The sequence below is a fragment of the Nocardiopsis eucommiae genome (genome assembly GCF_965344335.1).
Taxonomy (GTDB): domain Bacteria; phylum Actinomycetota; class Actinomycetes; order Streptosporangiales; family Streptosporangiaceae; genus Nocardiopsis; species Nocardiopsis eucommiae.
In genome coordinates, this window is the sequence record NZ_CBDRIY010000056.1 from 14,510 (window position 1) to 30,601 (window position 16,092).

Below are 16,092 nucleotides of genomic sequence, written 5' to 3' on the forward strand. Positions count from 1 at the left end.
ATACACCAGGAATCCGAGTAGCGGTCAACCGGCGGGGGCACGACCTGGCGTCGCTCCCGTCACGAAACGGCCACGGCCCTGTGGTAAAGTCCGAGGTTGGACGGCCCCGACGCCAACGCGTCCCAGCGCCCTGACGGCGCGCCGGGAGGAGTCGGGTCCGCCGGGGACCACCGGCCCAGCCACGGTCCCCGCCGCGGCCCACCGGGGAATGCCCGCCGTCGCGGGCGGGTTCTCACTGGCGGAGGGCCCGGCCCGGCCGCCGGCTCCCGCAGGATGGCCGAGCACGGGGACACCATGAACCGCGCCCTCGTCGCACGACGCAAGTCACACCGATGACACACGGCACCAGGAACGCCTGGCCTAGCCCAGGCGTTGTAGGAATGCCGTGCTTTTCCGAGCAAACCAGGCGAGAAAGGCGTTTCCTCCCCGGTTCGCAGCCCGGGGCACCACGCAAGGAACTTGATGAACCATCAGCTTGGCTCACGCGGTAACGCAACCATCGCACCGGTCACCGCACGTCCCCGGTGGGGAGACGCGCGGCCTGCCTCGACGACCCGTGGGGCACGGCCCGAGTACGCCGGAGTCGCCATGCCCGACCTGATCATTTCCTCCACCCTCCACGAGGCCGGACGAGTCCTGGCCCTGGACGGGGAGATCGACATGGCCACCGAGAACCGCTTCCAGGAGGCGGTCACGGAGGCGCTGACCACGCAGCCCTTCGGTCGCGTCGTGCTGGACTGCGCCGACCTGCGGTTCATCGACTCCAGTGGGCTGCGCGTGCTGATCCGCGCTCACAAGGCCGCCAAGGAACAGCAGGCCCTCCTGGTGATCGCCGCTCCGGTGCCGCGCGTCATGCAGACCCTGCGCGTCACCTCGCTGGACACCCGTATCCCGGTGTTCGCCTCGGTCGCCCTGGCGCTCAGCGCCCCGCAGACCGCCCAGTAGCCGCACCCGCCTCCGGGCACCACGAAGGCCCCGCGTCAGGACGCGGGGCCTGTCTTCGTGTGTGGGGCCGGTGTCCTCCGGTCAGAAGAACAGCAGCCACACGCCCAGAAGGGTGACGGCGACGTTCACCAGCAGGAACACTCCGACCCACAGGGTGCCCGGCAGTCCGGTGAGCCGGGCCAGCTGGTCCGCGTCGGAGTGCGGGGAGGGGTTGCGCACGCGCTGCGACTGGAGCTCGATGACCGGGCGCACCCCGGCGAACAGCAGGAACCAGATGAACAGGTAGGCGAAGGCCCCCTGGACCTCGTCCGGGGTGAACCAGCTGACGCCGAAGACCACCGCTCCGGTGACGACGATCGACAGTACGCCGTAGAAGTTGCGGATCATGAGCAGCATGGCGGCGAGCACGACGATGCTCAGCCACAGCAGCGCGGTGATGTAGCCCGCCTTCAGCATCATGATGCCGAGCAGGCCGATCACGCTCGGGGCGACGTAGCCCGCGAAGACCGTGAGGATCATGCCGATGCCGGTGGGCCTGCCCCGGGAGACCGTCACCCCGGACGTGTCCGAGTGCAGCCGGATCCCGGTCAGCTGACGTCCGCTGAGCAGGGCCACGAGCGCGTGCCCGCCCTCGTGGGCGATGGTGACGACGTTACGGGCCACGCGCCAGGGCGGGCCCAGCAGCACGGCCGCCAAAGCCACCACGGCGGCCGTGACGATAATCCACTGTTCCGGATCGGGCTGGCCGGTCACCACGTCCTGCCACACGTCGCCCAAGCTCGTTCCCACCACTGGTCTCCCGACTTCCCGCATCGACCGGTGCGCGCCCGCCACCGGAACTCCTGTCAGCGGGCCCGCTCACCCGGCGCCGCGGCGGCTGGGAGGCGCGGGGGAACGCGGCCCTTGCCGAACTTTAGGGCATTTCGGAGAGTGCCGTGTGTGTCGGTCGATCACCGGCCGGACCGAAACGGGTGCCGGTCCTGGCTTCGGTGAACTGCTCGAACGCCCGGACCGGCCCGGGGGGCGACCGCCGTCAGACCTCCTCGGCCTCGGCCGCCGCCTTCAGCCGCTCCAGCGTCCGGACGATCCCCCTGGCGTTGCGCGCGGGGGATCCGCTCAGGACGTGGAAGGCGGTCTGGCCCCGCGAGTAGTCGAAGGTCTCGGTGACGAGGGTCCCGCCCTCGGGCAGTTCGCGGAGCTCGTAGCGCCAGCGGTGCGAGCCCACGTGCTTCCAGGCGATGAGCCGCCCCTCCTCGAACTCCACCACGCGGTTGGTCATCCGGTAGGGGAGGCCGAGCATCTTCATGTCCATGCCGAACTCGGAGCCCAGTTCCAGCCGCTCCGGGCCGTGCTGCGCGCCCTGGACGGTGCCGGAACCGTCGATCACGGCGTGCTGGGACGGTGTGGCGACGAGGTCGAAGATCCGCTTGGCCGGGGCGTCGACGACGACGCTCCGGGCCACCATGTGTTTGGGCATGACGGAATCATGTCACCGTCGCGGACCACTCCCCCACCGGGGCTGTCGGGCGGGGTTCACTCGCGCACCTCGTGCCGCTCGACCCCGGCCAGCTCCCCCTCCGAGGAGACGTGTAGCACCCAGAACGAGCCCTTGCGCAGGCCGCGCTGCTGCGACAGTGGCGCGCCCAGCCGGGTCAGGGCCTCGGTGAGCAGGTGCGGGACCAGTTCACCGTGGGTGCACACGACCGTCGGCCGTCGCTCGTCCAGGACGCGCCCGATGACCTCCCGGGCCTCCTCCACGTCGTATCCCCCGACCTCGCTCCCCACCGTGAGGGCGCGCTCGGTCCTCAGGGGGACGTCGCACTCGACCGTCAGCGGGAGCAGGGACTCCGTGCAGCGGGCCGCCGACGAGGACACCGCGCGCAGGCTCCCGTAGGCGCCGAGCACCCGGGGCAGGGCCAGGGCGTCGGCGCGGCCGGTCGCGTCGAGCGGTCGCAGCAGGTCGCTGTCGTTCCAGGAGCGCTTCTCCCCTGCCGACAGGTGGCGCAGCAGGATGACCGGGAAGGTCCGGGCGGGCCCGACCCGGAAGTTGTCGATCACCTGGACGTCGTGGTCGTAGGTGAGGCGGGTGCGGGCCTCCTCGACGGCGACCCACTCGACCGTCTCCACCTCCTCGTTGGGTTCGTAGTCGATCACCCCTCCCAGCTGCGCCGGGGTGGCCGCCCACCACTCGACCTGCTTGGGCCAGCCGTCCTTGAGGTAGCGCTGCGGCGGGAGGCGGCGCCCCATGACGGGGGTCAGGCCGGTCTCCTCCTCGACCTCGCGGACGGCGCCGATGATGGGGTGCTCGCCGTTCTTGAGCTTGCCCTTGGGCAGGGTCCAGTCGCCCCGGTCCGGGCGCCGGATGAGGACGACCTCCCGGCCGGCGGGGCCGTCGCGCCAGAGCACGGCCCCACCCGCGCGGATGGGCTCCAGGTAGCCGCCCACCGCGGTGTCGCGCGGAGGGAAGGCGCTGGTCATGCGGATCTCGGGGTCGTTCGCGCGCGGGGGTACCGCCTCGGGGCCCCCGTGACCGGCCCCGTACTCGTGGGTGTTCACCCGTCCACCACTCTCAGGTGCCGGTCGCCTCGCAGGGTGTCCTGGAGGTCGACCAGCGGTTGGCCCTCCTCGTCGTGGGTGACCCGTTTCCACGAGCCGTCGGGTTCGAGCCGCCACGAGGAGGTGCTGTCGGACATCGCCAGGTCCATGATGCCCACCAGTCGGCGGCACTGCTCCGGGTCCGCGATCCGGACCAGCGCCTCCACGCGCCGGTCGAGGTTGCGGGGCATGAGGTCGGCGCTGCCGATCCACACCTGGGGGCGCCAGCCGTTGGCGAAGACGAACACCCTGGAGTGTTCGAGGAAGCGGCCCAGGATGCTGCGCACCCGGATGTTCTCGGACAGGCCCGGTACCCCGGCGCGCAGGACGCAGCTGCCGCGCACCCACAGGTCGACGTCCACCCCGGCCTGCGAGGCGCGGTACAGGGCGTCGATGATCTCCTCGTCGACGAGGGAGTTCACCTTGATCCGGATGTGGGCGGGCTCGCCCTTGAGACTGTTCGCCACCTCGGTCTCGATCTGCCGGAGCAGTCCCTGGCGCAGGGCGGCGGGGGCCACGAGCAGCCTGCGGTAGTGCTTCTTGCGGGAGAACCCGGTGAGGCTGTTGAAGAGGTCACTGACGTCCTCGCCCACCTCGGCGGCGGCGCTGAACAGGCCGAAGTCCTCGTAGATCCGGGCGGTGCTCGGGTTGTAGTTGCCGGTGCCGACGTGGCAGTAGCGGCGGAGCAGGCCGTCGTCGTCCTGGCGGATGACCATGGACAGCTTGCAGTGGGTCTTGAGCCCCACGACCCCGTAGACGACGTGGCAGCCCGCCTCCTCCAGTTTGCGGGCCCACTGGATGTTGTTCTGTTCGTCGAAGCGGGCCTTGACCTCGACCAGCACCACGACCTCCTTGCCCTCCCGGGCCGCCTCGATGAGCGACTCGACGATGGGTGAGTCGCCACTGGTGCGGTAGAGGGTCTGCTTGATGGCCACGACCTGGGGGTCGGTGGAGGCCAGGGCGAGGAACCGTTCGGTGGTGGTGGCGAAGGACTCGTAGGGGTGGTGGACCAGGACCTCGCGTTCGCGGATGGTCGCGAAGAGGTCGCCGGAGGTGAGGGCACGCGGTTCGACCGGGACCATGGGCGGGTAGCGCAGGTCGGGGCGGTCGGTGTCCGCGATCTGCGCGAGTCCGGCGAGGTTGAGCGGGCCGGGGACCCGGTAGACCTCCTCGGCCTCGGCGCCGAGCTGCTGGCTGAGGATCGACAGCACCTCGTCGCTGATGGTCTCTTCGACCTCCAGGCGCACGAGGGGGCCGAAGCGTCGACGCAGGAGTTCGTTCTCCAGGGACTGGACGAGGTCGTCGGTCTCGTCCTCGTCGACCTCCAGGTCGGCGTTGCGGGTGACCCGGAAGGCGTGGTGCTCGACCACCCGCATGCCCTCGAAGAGCTGGGGCAGGTGCGCGGCGATGATGTCCTCGACCGGGAGGAAGCGGCCGCCGCCGTGGGTGGTGAGCTCGATGAAGCGGGGCAGGGCGCTGGGCACCTTGACGCGGGCGAACATGTGCCGGTCGTCGCTGGTGTCGCGCACCGTGACGGCGAGGTTGAGCGAGCGGCCCGAGATGTAGGGGAAGGGGTGCGCGGAGTCGACCGCGAAGGGTGTCACCAGGGGGTAGATGGAGCGGCGGAAGTAGCCGTGCAGGTACTCGCGTTCGCGGTCGTCCAGTTCGCTCCACCGGACGATGCTGATGCCCTCCCGGGCCAGGGCGGGGGCGACGCTGTCCTCGAAGCAGGCGGTCAGGCGCAGGATCTGGTCGTGCGTGAACAGGGAGATGCGCTCCAGCAGGTCCCTGGGGTGGTGTCCGCTGGGCGAGGCGACGGACAGGCCGGTGGCCAGCCGTCGTTTGAGCCCGGCCACGCGCACCATGAAGAACTCGTCGAGGTTGCTGGAGAAGATCGCGAGGAACCGCGTCCGTTCGAGCAGCGGGATGTCCTCGTCCTCCGCGAGTTCGAGGACCCGCTGGTTGAAGCGGAGCCACCCCTCCTCCCGGTCCATGAACCTGTCGGCGGGAAGGTCGGCGGCGGGCCCCGCTGGCGTTGGCGCTGATTCCGTGCTCACAGTGGGCAGACTCCCCCTTTTTCATGACCACACGGTGACCGCCCCGTGAGGGGAGAATGACCGCAACGCGACTGCTATGGAGCATCTGTACCCACATCGCGGCCCGTGTCCCTGGACACCGGGCAAGATTTCCCTCATGACGCGACCACACGCCCCACCTGACCTGGTGGGACGTGGGCTGGCGGAGCGGTGCTGCTACTGGTTGATGCCGATCTGGAGGTCGGGCGGCAGAATGAGCAGGAACATCGAGACGCGCATGAGGATGTTGAGCCAGGTGTTACGGAAGCAGGCCCACAGGTAGCCGTAGAACAGCCCCGCGGCGCCGTAGGTGAGCAGGGCCATGCCGGTGTCGTGCACGAAGTCGATCCCGGGCAGCTGGGAGACGGCGTCGTAGGGCTGGATGAACGCGTAGGTCATCGCGAACACCACCGAGGTCAGCACGATGCCGCCCCAGCGACCCAGGATCAGTTCCAGACGGCTCTGCATCATTCCCCGGAAGAAGATCTCCTCGCAGAGGGCGATGACGGTGAAGGCGACCAGCATGGCGTACAGGGTGAGCGAGGGCGGGGGCAGCCCGATGTGCGGCGTGATCAGGAACCCGATCAGCAGCACGGAGACGACCACGGGCACCAGACCGAGCCAGCGCCAGGGTTCGCTCACCTTCAGGGCGATCGAGGGCATGGCCGTACCCTTGCCGTCGACGGTCAGCCCCGAGCGGTCCAGGATGAGCAGCGGGACGGCGAACAGGAACAGCAGTCGCGAGACCAGCGCGACGGACATCGCGAGGTCCGGGGAGACGCCGGTCTGCTCCCCGTAGACGGTGAAGATCCACGACAGCATGACCATCGACAGGACCAGACCGACGAGGAGGAGGGCCATCCAGCCCAGTTCGCGGTAGACGGGGTGCCCGTCCATGGCTGCGGCGATCCGCCGGTCGAGCTCGTCCCGCCGCCCGAACGCCCGGACCAGCCCCCAGGCGATGACCATGCCGATCACCATCGGCATCCAGGAGATCAGGAACAGCACGGACGACCCACCGACGTCGTCCCGCATCGCCGGGCGGACGAGCGTCGGCCCGACGATCAGGACTACGGCGAGGGCGACGGCCCAGGCGAGCCCCCATCTTCGCACCATGGTCACAAGTGTCCCCCCTGTCTCAGAACACACATTCTGCACCAGGGAAAACTAAAAGCGACTTAATGACTACGGTATGTCGTTACCCCGTTGTCACCGCCGTCCCGACACGCGCGGTGAACCAGGAAGGGAACCCCCCGTGACCCACGCCGACTACGACGCCTTCGCCGAGGCGTACTCGGCCGAGAACGACTCCAACCTCATGAACGCCCACTACGAACGCCCCGCCATGCTGGACCTCGCGGGTGACGTCGACGGCCGCCGCGTCCTGGACGCGGGCTGCGGCTCCGGCCCCCTCTCCCTGGAACTCCGCGACCGGGGCGCCGTGGTGACCGGGTTCGACGTCAGCGCGGAGATGGTCGGGCTGGCCAGGAAGCGCCTCGGGGACGACGCCGACCTGCGCGTGCACGACCTCGCGCGGCCGCTCCCGTACTCCGACGGCGCGTTCGACGACGTGGTCGCGTCCCTGTCGTTGCACTACCTCAGGGAGTGGGAGGGGCCGCTTCGGGAGCTGCGCCGGGTCCTGCGACCGGGGGGACGTCTCCTCGTCTCCGTGGACCACCCCACGGCCCACGTGCTCCTGCGGCCGGGCACCGACTACTTCACGGTCGCCCCCTGGCTCGCGGAGGTCGAGTTCCGGGAGAGCAGGGCCGTCCTGAACGTCTGGCACCGCCCGCTGTACGCCATGGTCAGGGACTTCACCCGGTCCGGGTTCCGCGTCGCGGACATCGACGAACCGGCCGTCGCGGAGGACACCCCCGACCACCTGCGGCCCGAGTTCCGCCACGGGCACACCCGGTTCCTCGGGTTCCTCTTCTTCGTCCTGGTGGCCGAGTAGGCGACCCGGTCGGGCGCCCGGGTCGGGCGAGAGGGACGTCGGAGCGGGGCGGGCGCGGCCCGCCCCGCTCTCGGGGCCGCCCTTCCTAGTGTCCGTTCTCCAGGACCGACTTGAGGAAGGTCTTGGTCCGTTCCTCCTGGGGGTCCCCGAAGATCTGGTCCGGGTGCCCCGCCTCGGCGATCCGGCCCTGGTCGAACATGAGGACCCGGTGGGACACGTCCCGCGCGAAGCCCATCTCGTGGGTGACGCACAGCATCGTGATGTCGGTGGTCTCGGCCACCTCGCGCAGCACGTCCAGCACACCGGCCACCAGCTCCGGGTCCAGGGCGGAGGTGACCTCGTCCAGCAGGAGGATCTCCGGACGCATCGCCAGGGCGCGGGCGATCGCCACGCGCTGCTGCTGGCCGCCGGACAGCTGGGTCGGGTGGGCGTCGACCTTGTCGCCCAGGCCCACCAGGTCCAGCAGTTCCTCCGCCCGGGCGCTGGCCTCGTCCTTGGACAGGCCGAGGACGTGGACCGGCGCCTCCATGACGTTCTTGCGCACCGTCATGTTGGGGAACAGGTTGAACTGCTGGAACACCATGCCGATGCTCTTGCGGCGCTGCCGCAGGTAGCTCTCGCTGGCCGGGGCCAGGCCGCTGCCCTTGGGCATGTGGCTGAACGGCTCCCCGCCGATGTCGATGCGCCCCTCGGTGACCTTCTCCAGCGTCATGAGCAGGCGCAGGATGGTGGTCTTGCCCGAGCCGCTCGGCCCGATCAGGGTGACGCGCTCCCCGGCGGCCACGTCGAAGTCGAGGTGGTCGAGGACGGTGAGGTCGCCGAAGCGCTTCACCACCTGGTCGAAGACGATCAGCGGTCCGTCGGCGGCGCTGTCTCCGACACCCGGCGCCGTCGTGTTCTCAGGGGTATCAGACGGCGACATATCGCTTCTCCAGTCGTCGAATCACAATCGCGGACGGGATGCTCACCAGGAGGAAGAGGAACCCGACCATGGTGAACGTCTCCACGTAGCGGAAGTCCTTGCTGCCGACCTGCTGGGCCACGGCCAGCAGCTCGACGACTCCGATCGCGAAGAGCAGGGGTGTGTCCTTGAACATCGCGATGAGGTAGTTGCCCAGCGCCGGGATGACCCTGCGGATGGCCTGGGGCAGCACGATCGCCGTCCAGGTCCGCGAGGTCGGCAGGCTCAGCGCCCGGGACGCCTCCCACTGGCCCTTGGCCACGCCCTCGATGCCCGAGCGGTACACCTCCGCGGTGTAGGCCGCGTAGTGGACGCCGATGACGACGACGCCGATCGTGAACACCGAGATGTTGGCGGGGGACAGTGCGAAGACGAACACCAACTGGATGACCAGCGGCGTCGTCCGGATGAACTCCATCAGGAAGTGCACGAGGGTACCGAAGACCGGCACCCGCCGGACCACCGCGATGAGCAGGCCCAGGGTCAGGGCGATGGCGTAGCCGATCACCGTCGCCTGGATGGTGACCAGCAGGCCGCTGAACAGGTCGGGCAGGACCTGGCCGGTGTACTGGAAGTCCCACAGGCCGTTCACGAACTCCATGAGGCCGTTCACTTGGCCACCCCCACCTTCGTACCGACTGTCGGGGGTCGCAGGAGCCCGAGGATCCCTCCGCCGGACGGCGGGACGCGGCCCAGCCTGCGGTTGGCCCGCCGTTCGAGGAGCCGCACACCGAAGATGAGGACCTGGGCGATCAGGTAGTAGAGCGCGAAGGCCACCAGGAAGACCGGGATGGTCTCACCCGAGAGGCGGCGCAGGTCGTCGGCGATCCACGAGAGGTCGTGCATGGAGACCAGGTAGACCACGGCGGTGGCCTTCATGAGCTCCACGACCAGGTTGCCGAACGTGGGGAGCATCTGCGCCCACGCCTGCGGCAGGACCACCAGGCGCATGCGCTGCGCCCAGGACATGTTCAGGGCGACGGTCGCCTCGACCTGTGCCCGGGGCACCGCGTTGATCGAGGAGCGCACCACCTCGGCCCCGTAGGCGCCGAGGTTGAGGCCCAGCGCGAGGATCGCGGCGAACATGTCCTCCAGCTGGAAACCGCTCAGCAGGGGCAGGGCGTAGATCAGCCAGTACATGACGACCAGCGCCGCGATGCCGCGGAACACCTCCACGTACACCGTGGCGACGGCACGCGGCAGCCAGTGCCGCATCGTGCCCATGACGCCGAACGTCATCGCCAGCACGAAGGCCAGGACGATGCCGCCGAGCGTGAGCTGGATCGTGAGCAGCGTTCCGTCGAGGAAACGCGGCCACTGTGCGATCAGGAACTCCACGCGGAATCAGCCCTCACAGAGCGCGGCGGTGGTGGTCCCGTCGGGCAGGTCGTCCTCGGTGAACCCCCACTCCTCTCCGAGTTCGAGCAGGCGACCGCTCTCAGTGAACTCGGCGACGACGCGGTTGATCTCCGAGAGGAGCTCCTCGTCCTCGGGACGGACGCACAGCCCGCCCCAGCCCTTCTCCTCGTTCCCGTCCATCACCGGGTAGAAGGGGTCGGACACGGTGTACTGGTCCTCCATGTTCCGCTCGATGAGCAGGTAGGAGTGGGACACGGCGAGCATGGACACCGCGTCCACGCGGCCGCTCTCCAGCAGCTCGAAGCCGCGGGTCTGGTCGGGGATGAGTTCGAGCTGCCCCGAGGGGACCTCGAAGTACTCGGCGTAGGTCTGCTCGACCGACCCGTTGAGCACGGCCAGCTTGAGGTCCGGGTTCTTGACGAAGTCCTCGAAGTGCTGGATCTTCTCCGGGTTGTCCTTCGCCACCAGGAACGCTTCGGGAGACGTCGCGGTGGGCTCGCTGAACGCGACCTCCTGGCAGCGTTCGGGTGTGATGAACACACCGGCCGCGATGACGTCGTAGCGGTTGGCCTGGAGTCCGGGGATCAGACCGTCCCAGGAGGTGGCCGACGCCTGGATCTCGGGGACGCCCAGCTCCTCGAAGACCGCCTTGGCCACCGCGGGCGACTGTCCCGCCGGGTTGCCGCTGGAGTCGACGAAGCCGAAGGGCACCTCGTTGGCCAGGGCGACCGCCACGAACCCCTGCTCGCGCAGGCGCTCCAGGGTGCTCTGGCCCTCCGCGTTCTGGCCGCCGCTCCCGGAGTCGACCCGACTGCACGCCGCGAGGCCCGCGACCGCCGCACCTGCTCCGGCCAGGCGGAAGGCGTCTCGACGTCCCCAGGTTCCCCGCCGACGCGCTGGTACCTGATTCTTCACGACTGCTCCTCGAAAACTCGCGGGTGCGGAGCCTTCGCCCGAAGGACGGGGCGAGGCCTCACGCGTTCGGAATGCTTGGGCGCCTCGTGTGGGCGCATCCGCGGCGCGATGGCCGCGGTCGTGACCGTTGCCCGGGTGCTCGGGACGACGGCGCTGGTACGGGGTCTCCCTCCCCGAGCCCGAGGTGCAGTAACTGAAGACGAATAGTCCGTTATGCACTGGTTATGAGTCTCTGTTCGTCGGGTGACCCGACGACACTCCTCCTCCGAGCTGGCCACCTGTGGTTCGTGACTATGGGTTCTTATGCCCGTTACCGAGTGGTTCCTACCCCTGGGAACGTGAAAGCGGGGCCCGGAACTCCGGACCCCGCTCCCTGCGGGCTTTTCGCGCCTGCGGACTAGGCGTTGACGTCCTCCTCGACGACCAGCGGGTACACGCCGTTCTCGTCGTGGACCTCACGGCCGGTGACCGGGGGGTTGAAGACGCAGAGCACGCGGAAGTCGGTCTTCGGGCGGACCGTGTGCTTCTCGTGGCCGTTGAGCAGGTAGAGGGTGCCCGGGGTGATGATGTGCTTCTCCCCGGTCTCCTCGTTGGTCAGCTCGGCCTCGCCCTCGATGCAGTGCACGAGCTCGATGTGGTTGGCGTACCAGAACGTCGACTCGGTGCCCGCGTACAGGACGGTCTCGTGGAAGGAGAAGCCGACCTTCTCCTTGGCCAGGACGATCCGACGGCTGCGCCAGTTCTCGGTCTTGATGTCAGCGTCGGTGTCGTTGACCTCGTCCATACTGCGAACGATCACTTGTGTCTCCTTCACGCTCTGATGCGCGCTGTATGCGCTGGTGGTACACGGTACGGGGCCGACCGGCACCCCGGGTAGAGGTACTGGCCGGCCCCGCGCCCGATTCGGTGGGCACGCCGGTCCGAAACGGCCCCGGCGTGTCGCTAGGCGGTCTGGGGAACCTTGACCGCCGCGCGGACGGCGTCGGCCATGATGTCCAGACCGGCGGTGAGCTCCTCCTCCGTCGTGGTGAGCGGCGGGAGGAGCTTGGCGACCTCGTCCTCGGGGCCGGAGGTCTCCAGGAGCAGGCCGCGGTCGAAGCACCCGGCGGCGACCTTCTTGGCGATGCCGCCCTCGGCGTCGAAGGCCAGACCGCGAGCCAGGCCGCGACCGCGCACGTGGGCGCCGAAGTCGGCGTGCTCGGCGGCCATCTCCGCGAGGCGCGCCTCGACCAGCTCGCCCTTGGCCAGGGTGGCCTGGGCGAAGGTGTCGTCGGACCAGAAGCGGCGCAGCGCCTCGGTGCCGGTGACCATGGCCGGGTTGAACCCGCGGAAGGTGCCGTTGTGCTCGCCCGGCTCCCAGACGTCCAGCTCGCGCTTGAACAGCGTGAGCGCCATCGGCAGGCCGTAGCCGCTGATGGACTTGGACAGGGTGACGATGTCCGGGGTGATGCCGGCCTCTTCGAAGCTGAAGAACTTGCCGGTGCGGCCGCAGCCCATCTGGATGTCGTCCAGGATCATCAGGATCCCGTACTCCTCGCAGAGCTCCGAGAGGCCGCGCAGCCACTCGGCGCTGGCGACGTTGATGCCGCCCTCGCCCTGGACCGCCTCGACGATCACGGCCGCCGGGGCGTCCAGACCGCTGCCGCTGTCCTCAAGGAGGGAGCGCAGCCACAGGAAGTCCGGGGTCTTCCCGTCGAGGTAGTTGTCGAACGGCATGGTGGCCACGTGGTCGAGCGGCACACCGGCGCCGCCGCGTTTCATGGAGTTGCCGGTGACGGCCAGGGCGCCCAGGGTCATGCCGTGGAAGCCGTTGGTGAAGTTGATGATGGTCTGGCGGCCGGTGTACTTACGAGCCAGCTTGAGCGCGGCCTCGACCGCGTTGTTCCCCGCCGGGCCGGGGAACTGGACCTTGTAGTCCAGGTTCCGGGGCGTGAGGATGACGTCGTCGAAGGTCTTCAGGAACTCGCGTTTGGCCACGCTGTACGCGTCGAGGCTGTGGACGATCCTGTCGTCGGTCAGGTACTCGATGAGCGAGGACTTCAGCTCGGGGTTGTTGTGCCCGTAGTTGAGCGATCCGGCCCCGGCGAAGAAGTCCAGGTACGGGCGGCCGGACTCGTCGTGGACGTGGCTGCCGACCGCCTTGTCGAAGACGACAGGCCAGTTCCGGCAGTATCCGCGGACTTCGGACTCGAGGCGCTGGAAGGTCTCCATCGTGATGTTCCTTGGTTCCTTTCCCCAACTTCGTGGGCTCAGGGCTGAGACGAGGGGCGGGTGGGGATCGCGTTCGATCCGGAGCGGACGGTCAGTCGGTGTCGGAGTGCGCGCCGATGGGACCGATGCGCACGAGGTCCTCGGGGTCGTGGGGTCCTTCTCCGTCCTTGGGGAAGTGCTCCGCGCCGAAGAGCGGGCTCCACACGGCCTCGGCGCCCAGGCTCCGCGCGAACGAGGAGAAGAGGGCCCGGGAGGCCTCGTTGTCGGGGGTGACGGTCGCTTCGAGGTAGCGCAGGCCCTGGTCGACGAGGCGCTCGCCGATGAAGTCGAGCATCCGGCGGGCCAGTCGCTGACCCCGGTACTCGGAGCCGACGGCCACCTGCCAGAGGAAGTACGTGTCCGGGCTGTCGGGACGGACGTAGCCGGTGACGTAGGCCGCCATCCGGCCGTCGGCGTCCCGGGCCACGACGCTGGTCGTGGCGAAGTCCCGGCACCAGAGCGTGTAGGCGTACGGGGAGTTGACGTCCATCCCCGTGTCGCCGGCCAACCGCCACATGTGCGGCCCGTCCTCCGGGGAGGGGTGCGCGAGGCGCACGACCTCACGGCCCGCGGCCTCCGTGGTCTCGGAGCTCACAGCCCCACCTTCGATTCGGTCGCGTGCTTGGAGGTTCGTTCGTTGATGTGGCACGTCGATCGAACTTAGCGAAAGAAGGTCAAAGGAGTTTCAGCGAGATTCCGCCCAGATGTTTGGGAGGATTACCAATGGGTAGGGCTTGTTTATTTAGCAGCTTGATTCCGCATGGGACGGGGTTCCCAGATGACGCTGGGTAGCGGCCGTCCTCCCCGTCCACGCCCTGTCTATCAGGGGCTTCGGCCCCTGGGGCGGACCTGCGTCGCGCGAGGTGGGAGGTGACTCGCGGGCGGGTGGTCGGCAACCGTCAGGGTCAAACATAGAGCCTCCACGGGGAATATTAAGCGTGCGTTAAGTCACATCAATTCGGTGGAAAGCTCGCGACATATCGCCCTGCGTGAGCCGCCCCGCACGTCACACGTTACGCGGGCCGCCCGCTGGAACCAGCTGTACGCAGGAATTTCCTCGGCCCGCGCGCCGAACAATCCACCGTCGGGGTCGGGCCGAAACCGCCCCGCTCCCCCGGCGCGATCGGACGCACGGAGACCGGCGCCACCGTCGGACGACCTTGATGAATCCCCGACTTTCCATCAGACTCTGTGTAGTACGACCTGATGTAGTACTACAATTAGTCGCACCGCTGAGCCGCAGCCCACGCGGGTCCGGCACCCCCGGGACGGCAGTGCGGACTCGAACTTCGTCGCCCCCGCCGTAGGAACACGGCGGGAACCACTGACCAGGGATCGGAGGCGTCCGTGAACCGCCTGTACCACGACAGCGAGGACTGGGTCGAGCAGGGAAACTGCCGTTCGTACGACCCCGAGATCTTCTTCCCGGTGAGCAGCACCGGGATCGGCCGCACCGACACGGAGCGCGCCCTGGCCGTCTGCCGCAGCTGTACTGTTCGCCCGGAATGTCTGCGGTGGGCCCTGCGCGCCGGAGAGGCTCACGGAGTCTGGGGTGGCACCACCCCCGAGCAGCGTCGCTACATGCGCCGCGAGCTGGTTCCGGCGAGCTAGGTGGAAGGCGGAGCCGCCGGACGCGAGGGTTCGCGTCCGGCGGCTCGTCGCCGTCACCGAGGGCCCCACTCCGAGACGTTCGAGCGCGTTCTCACGTCCGGAGGTCTTGCGGGCCCCTGTGGCACGGCCTAGGTTCACTATCGTGCGACCCGCTCACGGCACGCTCCGACTCACGCGCACGGCACTCCTCGCCGGCGCGTGCACCGGTCTTGCCTGGATGGGCCACAACATCGGGGCCGACAACCCCGCCGGGGCCTGGGGGTTCCTCCTGGCCACGGCCTTCCTGTACGGCCTCCTGTGGCGGTTCACCCGGATCATGCGGGGCTTCGGCGACATCTTCGCCGTGATGGCCCTCGCACAGGTCGCCCTGCACCTGATCCTCCAGCTGTCCGGCCCCGGGGTCGTCCCGATCGACCACGCCGGGCACGGATCCGCCTTCCTCGGCCTCGCGCCGGGCATGCTGTTCGCCCACCTGTGGGCGGCCCTGCTCGCCTCCGCGCTGCTGGCCCACGGCGAGTCCGCGCTCTGGTCCCTCGTGACCGCCGTCGCCCGGGCCCTCCCGCGGCCGCCGCGCCTGCCCGACCTGGCGTCCGTGGAGTCCGGGGCCGCGCCCGTCGCGCCCCCGTCCCCGACGCCCTCTCCCCCAGAGCCGTCGACGCACGGCCCGCGCGGGCCTCCCGGTTCGCCCGCGTTCCGCCCGGCCCTCCCGTAACCCCCCGGTTCCGGCGGTCGAGGCGGTCCCACCGAAGATCCCGGACGAGCACCGGTCCCCGACCCGTGCCCGCCGGGCGCGAACCGCACCCGAACGGTCTGAGAGAAGATCATGAGAAGAATCCGTACCGCGGCCCTGGTCGCCCCCTTCGCCGCCGCGCTGCTGCTGGCTCCCGCCCCCGCCTTCGCCCACGACGTGCTGATCGCCTCCGACCCGGAGGACGGCGCCGCCCTCGACGCCGCCCCCGAGGAGGTCACGCTGACGTTCAACAACGCCCCGATGGCGGGTGGCAGCGGCAGCGCGATCGTCGTGACCAGCCCCGAGGGCACGGAGATCCAGGAGGGCGAGCTGACCTTCGACGGCACCGACGTGTCCGTCGCCCTCGCGACGCCCACCGAGGCGGGCGAGTACGGCCTCTCGTTCCGGGTGGTCTCCTCGGACGGCCACCCCATCCAGGACACCCTGAGCTTCTCGCTGTCCGAGGAGGCCGTCGCGGCCGCCGCCCCGGAGGAGACCGAGGAGGAGCCGGCCGCCGCCGAGGAGGAGGCCCCCGAGGAGGCCGCCGACGAGACCCCCGCCACGGAGGAGACCGCGGCCGAGGAGGGCGGGACCTCCCCGCTGATGGTCCTGGCCGGCGTGGTCGTGGCCGTCGCGGCCATCGGCGCGGTCGTGCTCGTGGTCGTGCGCTCGCGCAACCGCCCCGGCTCCGGTGAGG

17 protein-coding genes are annotated in these 16,092 nt (G+C 69.4%); 5 read left to right on the forward strand and 12 right to left on the reverse strand.

The window, feature by feature from the left end; translation table 11 throughout:
* Positions 1-588: 588 nt before the first annotated feature.
* A complete protein-coding gene (locus ACRWK8_RS24895) occupies positions 589-945 on the forward strand; it encodes an STAS domain-containing protein (RefSeq protein ID WP_378738353.1) in 357 nt (118 codons plus the stop codon).
* An 81-nt stretch (positions 946-1,026) separates the two neighbouring features.
* Here ACRWK8_RS24895 and ACRWK8_RS24900 read toward each other — a convergent pair whose 3' ends face one another.
* From ACRWK8_RS24900 to ACRWK8_RS24920, 5 genes are all read right to left on the reverse strand, one after another.
* Complete coding sequence (locus ACRWK8_RS24900) at positions 1,027-1,758, reverse strand: M50 family metallopeptidase (RefSeq protein ID WP_378739038.1); 732 nt, start codon at positions 1,756-1,758, stop codon at positions 1,027-1,029.
* 220 nt (positions 1,759-1,978) lie between these two features.
* A complete protein-coding gene (locus ACRWK8_RS24905) occupies positions 1,979-2,422 on the reverse strand; it encodes an SRPBCC family protein (RefSeq protein WP_431873053.1) in 444 nt (147 codons plus the stop codon).
* A 56-nt stretch (positions 2,423-2,478) separates the two neighbouring features.
* The gene (locus ACRWK8_RS24910) at positions 2,479-3,423 is read right to left on the reverse strand and encodes an NUDIX hydrolase (RefSeq protein ID WP_431873057.1); all 945 of its coding nucleotides are present in this window, start codon (positions 3,421-3,423) and stop codon (positions 2,479-2,481) included.
* Positions 3,424-3,497: 74 nt separating this feature from the next.
* On the reverse strand, positions 3,498-5,597 hold the full coding sequence (locus ACRWK8_RS24915) for an RNA degradosome polyphosphate kinase (protein ID WP_378738357.1): 2,100 nt from the start codon (positions 5,595-5,597) through the stop codon (positions 3,498-3,500).
* Between the two features lie 195 nt (positions 5,598-5,792).
* Positions 5,793-6,731: a CPBP family intramembrane glutamic endopeptidase gene (locus ACRWK8_RS24920; protein WP_378738359.1), complete on the reverse strand. Its 939-nt coding sequence runs from the start codon at positions 6,729-6,731 to the stop codon at positions 5,793-5,795.
* 139 nt (positions 6,732-6,870) lie between these two features.
* On the opposite strand from ACRWK8_RS24920, the gene ACRWK8_RS24925 reads away from it, so the two are divergent.
* Positions 6,871-7,569: a class I SAM-dependent methyltransferase gene (locus ACRWK8_RS24925; RefSeq protein ID WP_431873054.1), complete on the forward strand. Its 699-nt coding sequence runs from the start codon at positions 6,871-6,873 to the stop codon at positions 7,567-7,569.
* A gap of 85 nt (positions 7,570-7,654) precedes the next feature.
* Here ACRWK8_RS24925 and ehuA read toward each other — a convergent pair whose 3' ends face one another.
* The 7 genes from ehuA to ectA all read right to left on the reverse strand — a co-directional run bounded on the left by ehuA (position 7,655) and on the right by ectA (position 13,610).
* The gene (ehuA, locus tag ACRWK8_RS24930) at positions 7,655-8,491 is read right to left on the reverse strand and encodes an ectoine/hydroxyectoine ABC transporter ATP-binding protein EhuA (protein ID WP_378738364.1); all 837 of its coding nucleotides are present in this window, start codon (positions 8,489-8,491) and stop codon (positions 7,655-7,657) included.
* The gene (gene ehuD / locus ACRWK8_RS24935; protein ID WP_378739045.1) at positions 8,478-9,131 is read right to left on the reverse strand and encodes an ectoine/hydroxyectoine ABC transporter permease subunit EhuD; all 654 of its coding nucleotides are present in this window, start codon (positions 9,129-9,131) and stop codon (positions 8,478-8,480) included. The genes ehuA and ehuD overlap by 14 nt, the downstream gene beginning before the upstream one ends.
* A gap of 8 nt (positions 9,132-9,139) precedes the next feature.
* Positions 9,140-9,868: an ectoine/hydroxyectoine ABC transporter permease subunit EhuC gene (ehuC, locus tag ACRWK8_RS24940; RefSeq protein WP_378738366.1), complete on the reverse strand. Its 729-nt coding sequence runs from the start codon at positions 9,866-9,868 to the stop codon at positions 9,140-9,142.
* A gap of 6 nt (positions 9,869-9,874) precedes the next feature.
* Positions 9,875-10,744: an ectoine/hydroxyectoine ABC transporter substrate-binding protein EhuB gene (gene ehuB, locus ACRWK8_RS24945; protein WP_378739047.1), complete on the reverse strand. Its 870-nt coding sequence runs from the start codon at positions 10,742-10,744 to the stop codon at positions 9,875-9,877.
* Positions 10,745-11,201: 457 nt separating this feature from the next.
* Positions 11,202-11,603 carry an ectoine synthase gene (locus ACRWK8_RS24950; protein ID WP_026129663.1) on the reverse strand — a complete coding sequence of 134 codons (402 nt, stop codon included), beginning with the start codon at positions 11,601-11,603 and terminating at the stop codon, positions 11,202-11,204.
* A gap of 143 nt (positions 11,604-11,746) precedes the next feature.
* Positions 11,747-13,015, reverse strand: a complete 1,269-nt coding sequence (gene ectB, locus ACRWK8_RS24955) for a diaminobutyrate--2-oxoglutarate transaminase (RefSeq protein ID WP_378738369.1) — start codon at positions 13,013-13,015, stop codon at positions 11,747-11,749.
* Between the two features lie 91 nt (positions 13,016-13,106).
* Positions 13,107-13,610, reverse strand: coding sequence for a diaminobutyrate acetyltransferase (gene ectA, locus ACRWK8_RS24960; protein WP_378739049.1), 504 nt, complete (start codon positions 13,608-13,610; stop codon positions 13,107-13,109).
* A 791-nt stretch (positions 13,611-14,401) separates the two neighbouring features.
* Between ectA and ACRWK8_RS24965 the strand changes: the two genes are divergently transcribed.
* The 3 genes from ACRWK8_RS24965 to ACRWK8_RS24975 form a co-directional block, all read left to right on the forward strand.
* Positions 14,402-14,665, forward strand: a complete 264-nt coding sequence (locus tag ACRWK8_RS24965; protein ID WP_378738371.1) for a WhiB family transcriptional regulator — start codon at positions 14,402-14,404, stop codon at positions 14,663-14,665.
* 142 nt (positions 14,666-14,807) lie between these two features.
* The gene (locus ACRWK8_RS24970; RefSeq protein WP_378738373.1) at positions 14,808-15,377 is read left to right on the forward strand and encodes a copper resistance protein; all 570 of its coding nucleotides are present in this window, start codon (positions 14,808-14,810) and stop codon (positions 15,375-15,377) included.
* Positions 15,378-15,488: 111 nt separating this feature from the next.
* Positions 15,489-16,092: copper resistance CopC family protein (locus tag ACRWK8_RS24975; protein ID WP_431873055.1), on the forward strand; the 604-nt coding region annotated here is incomplete at its 3' end.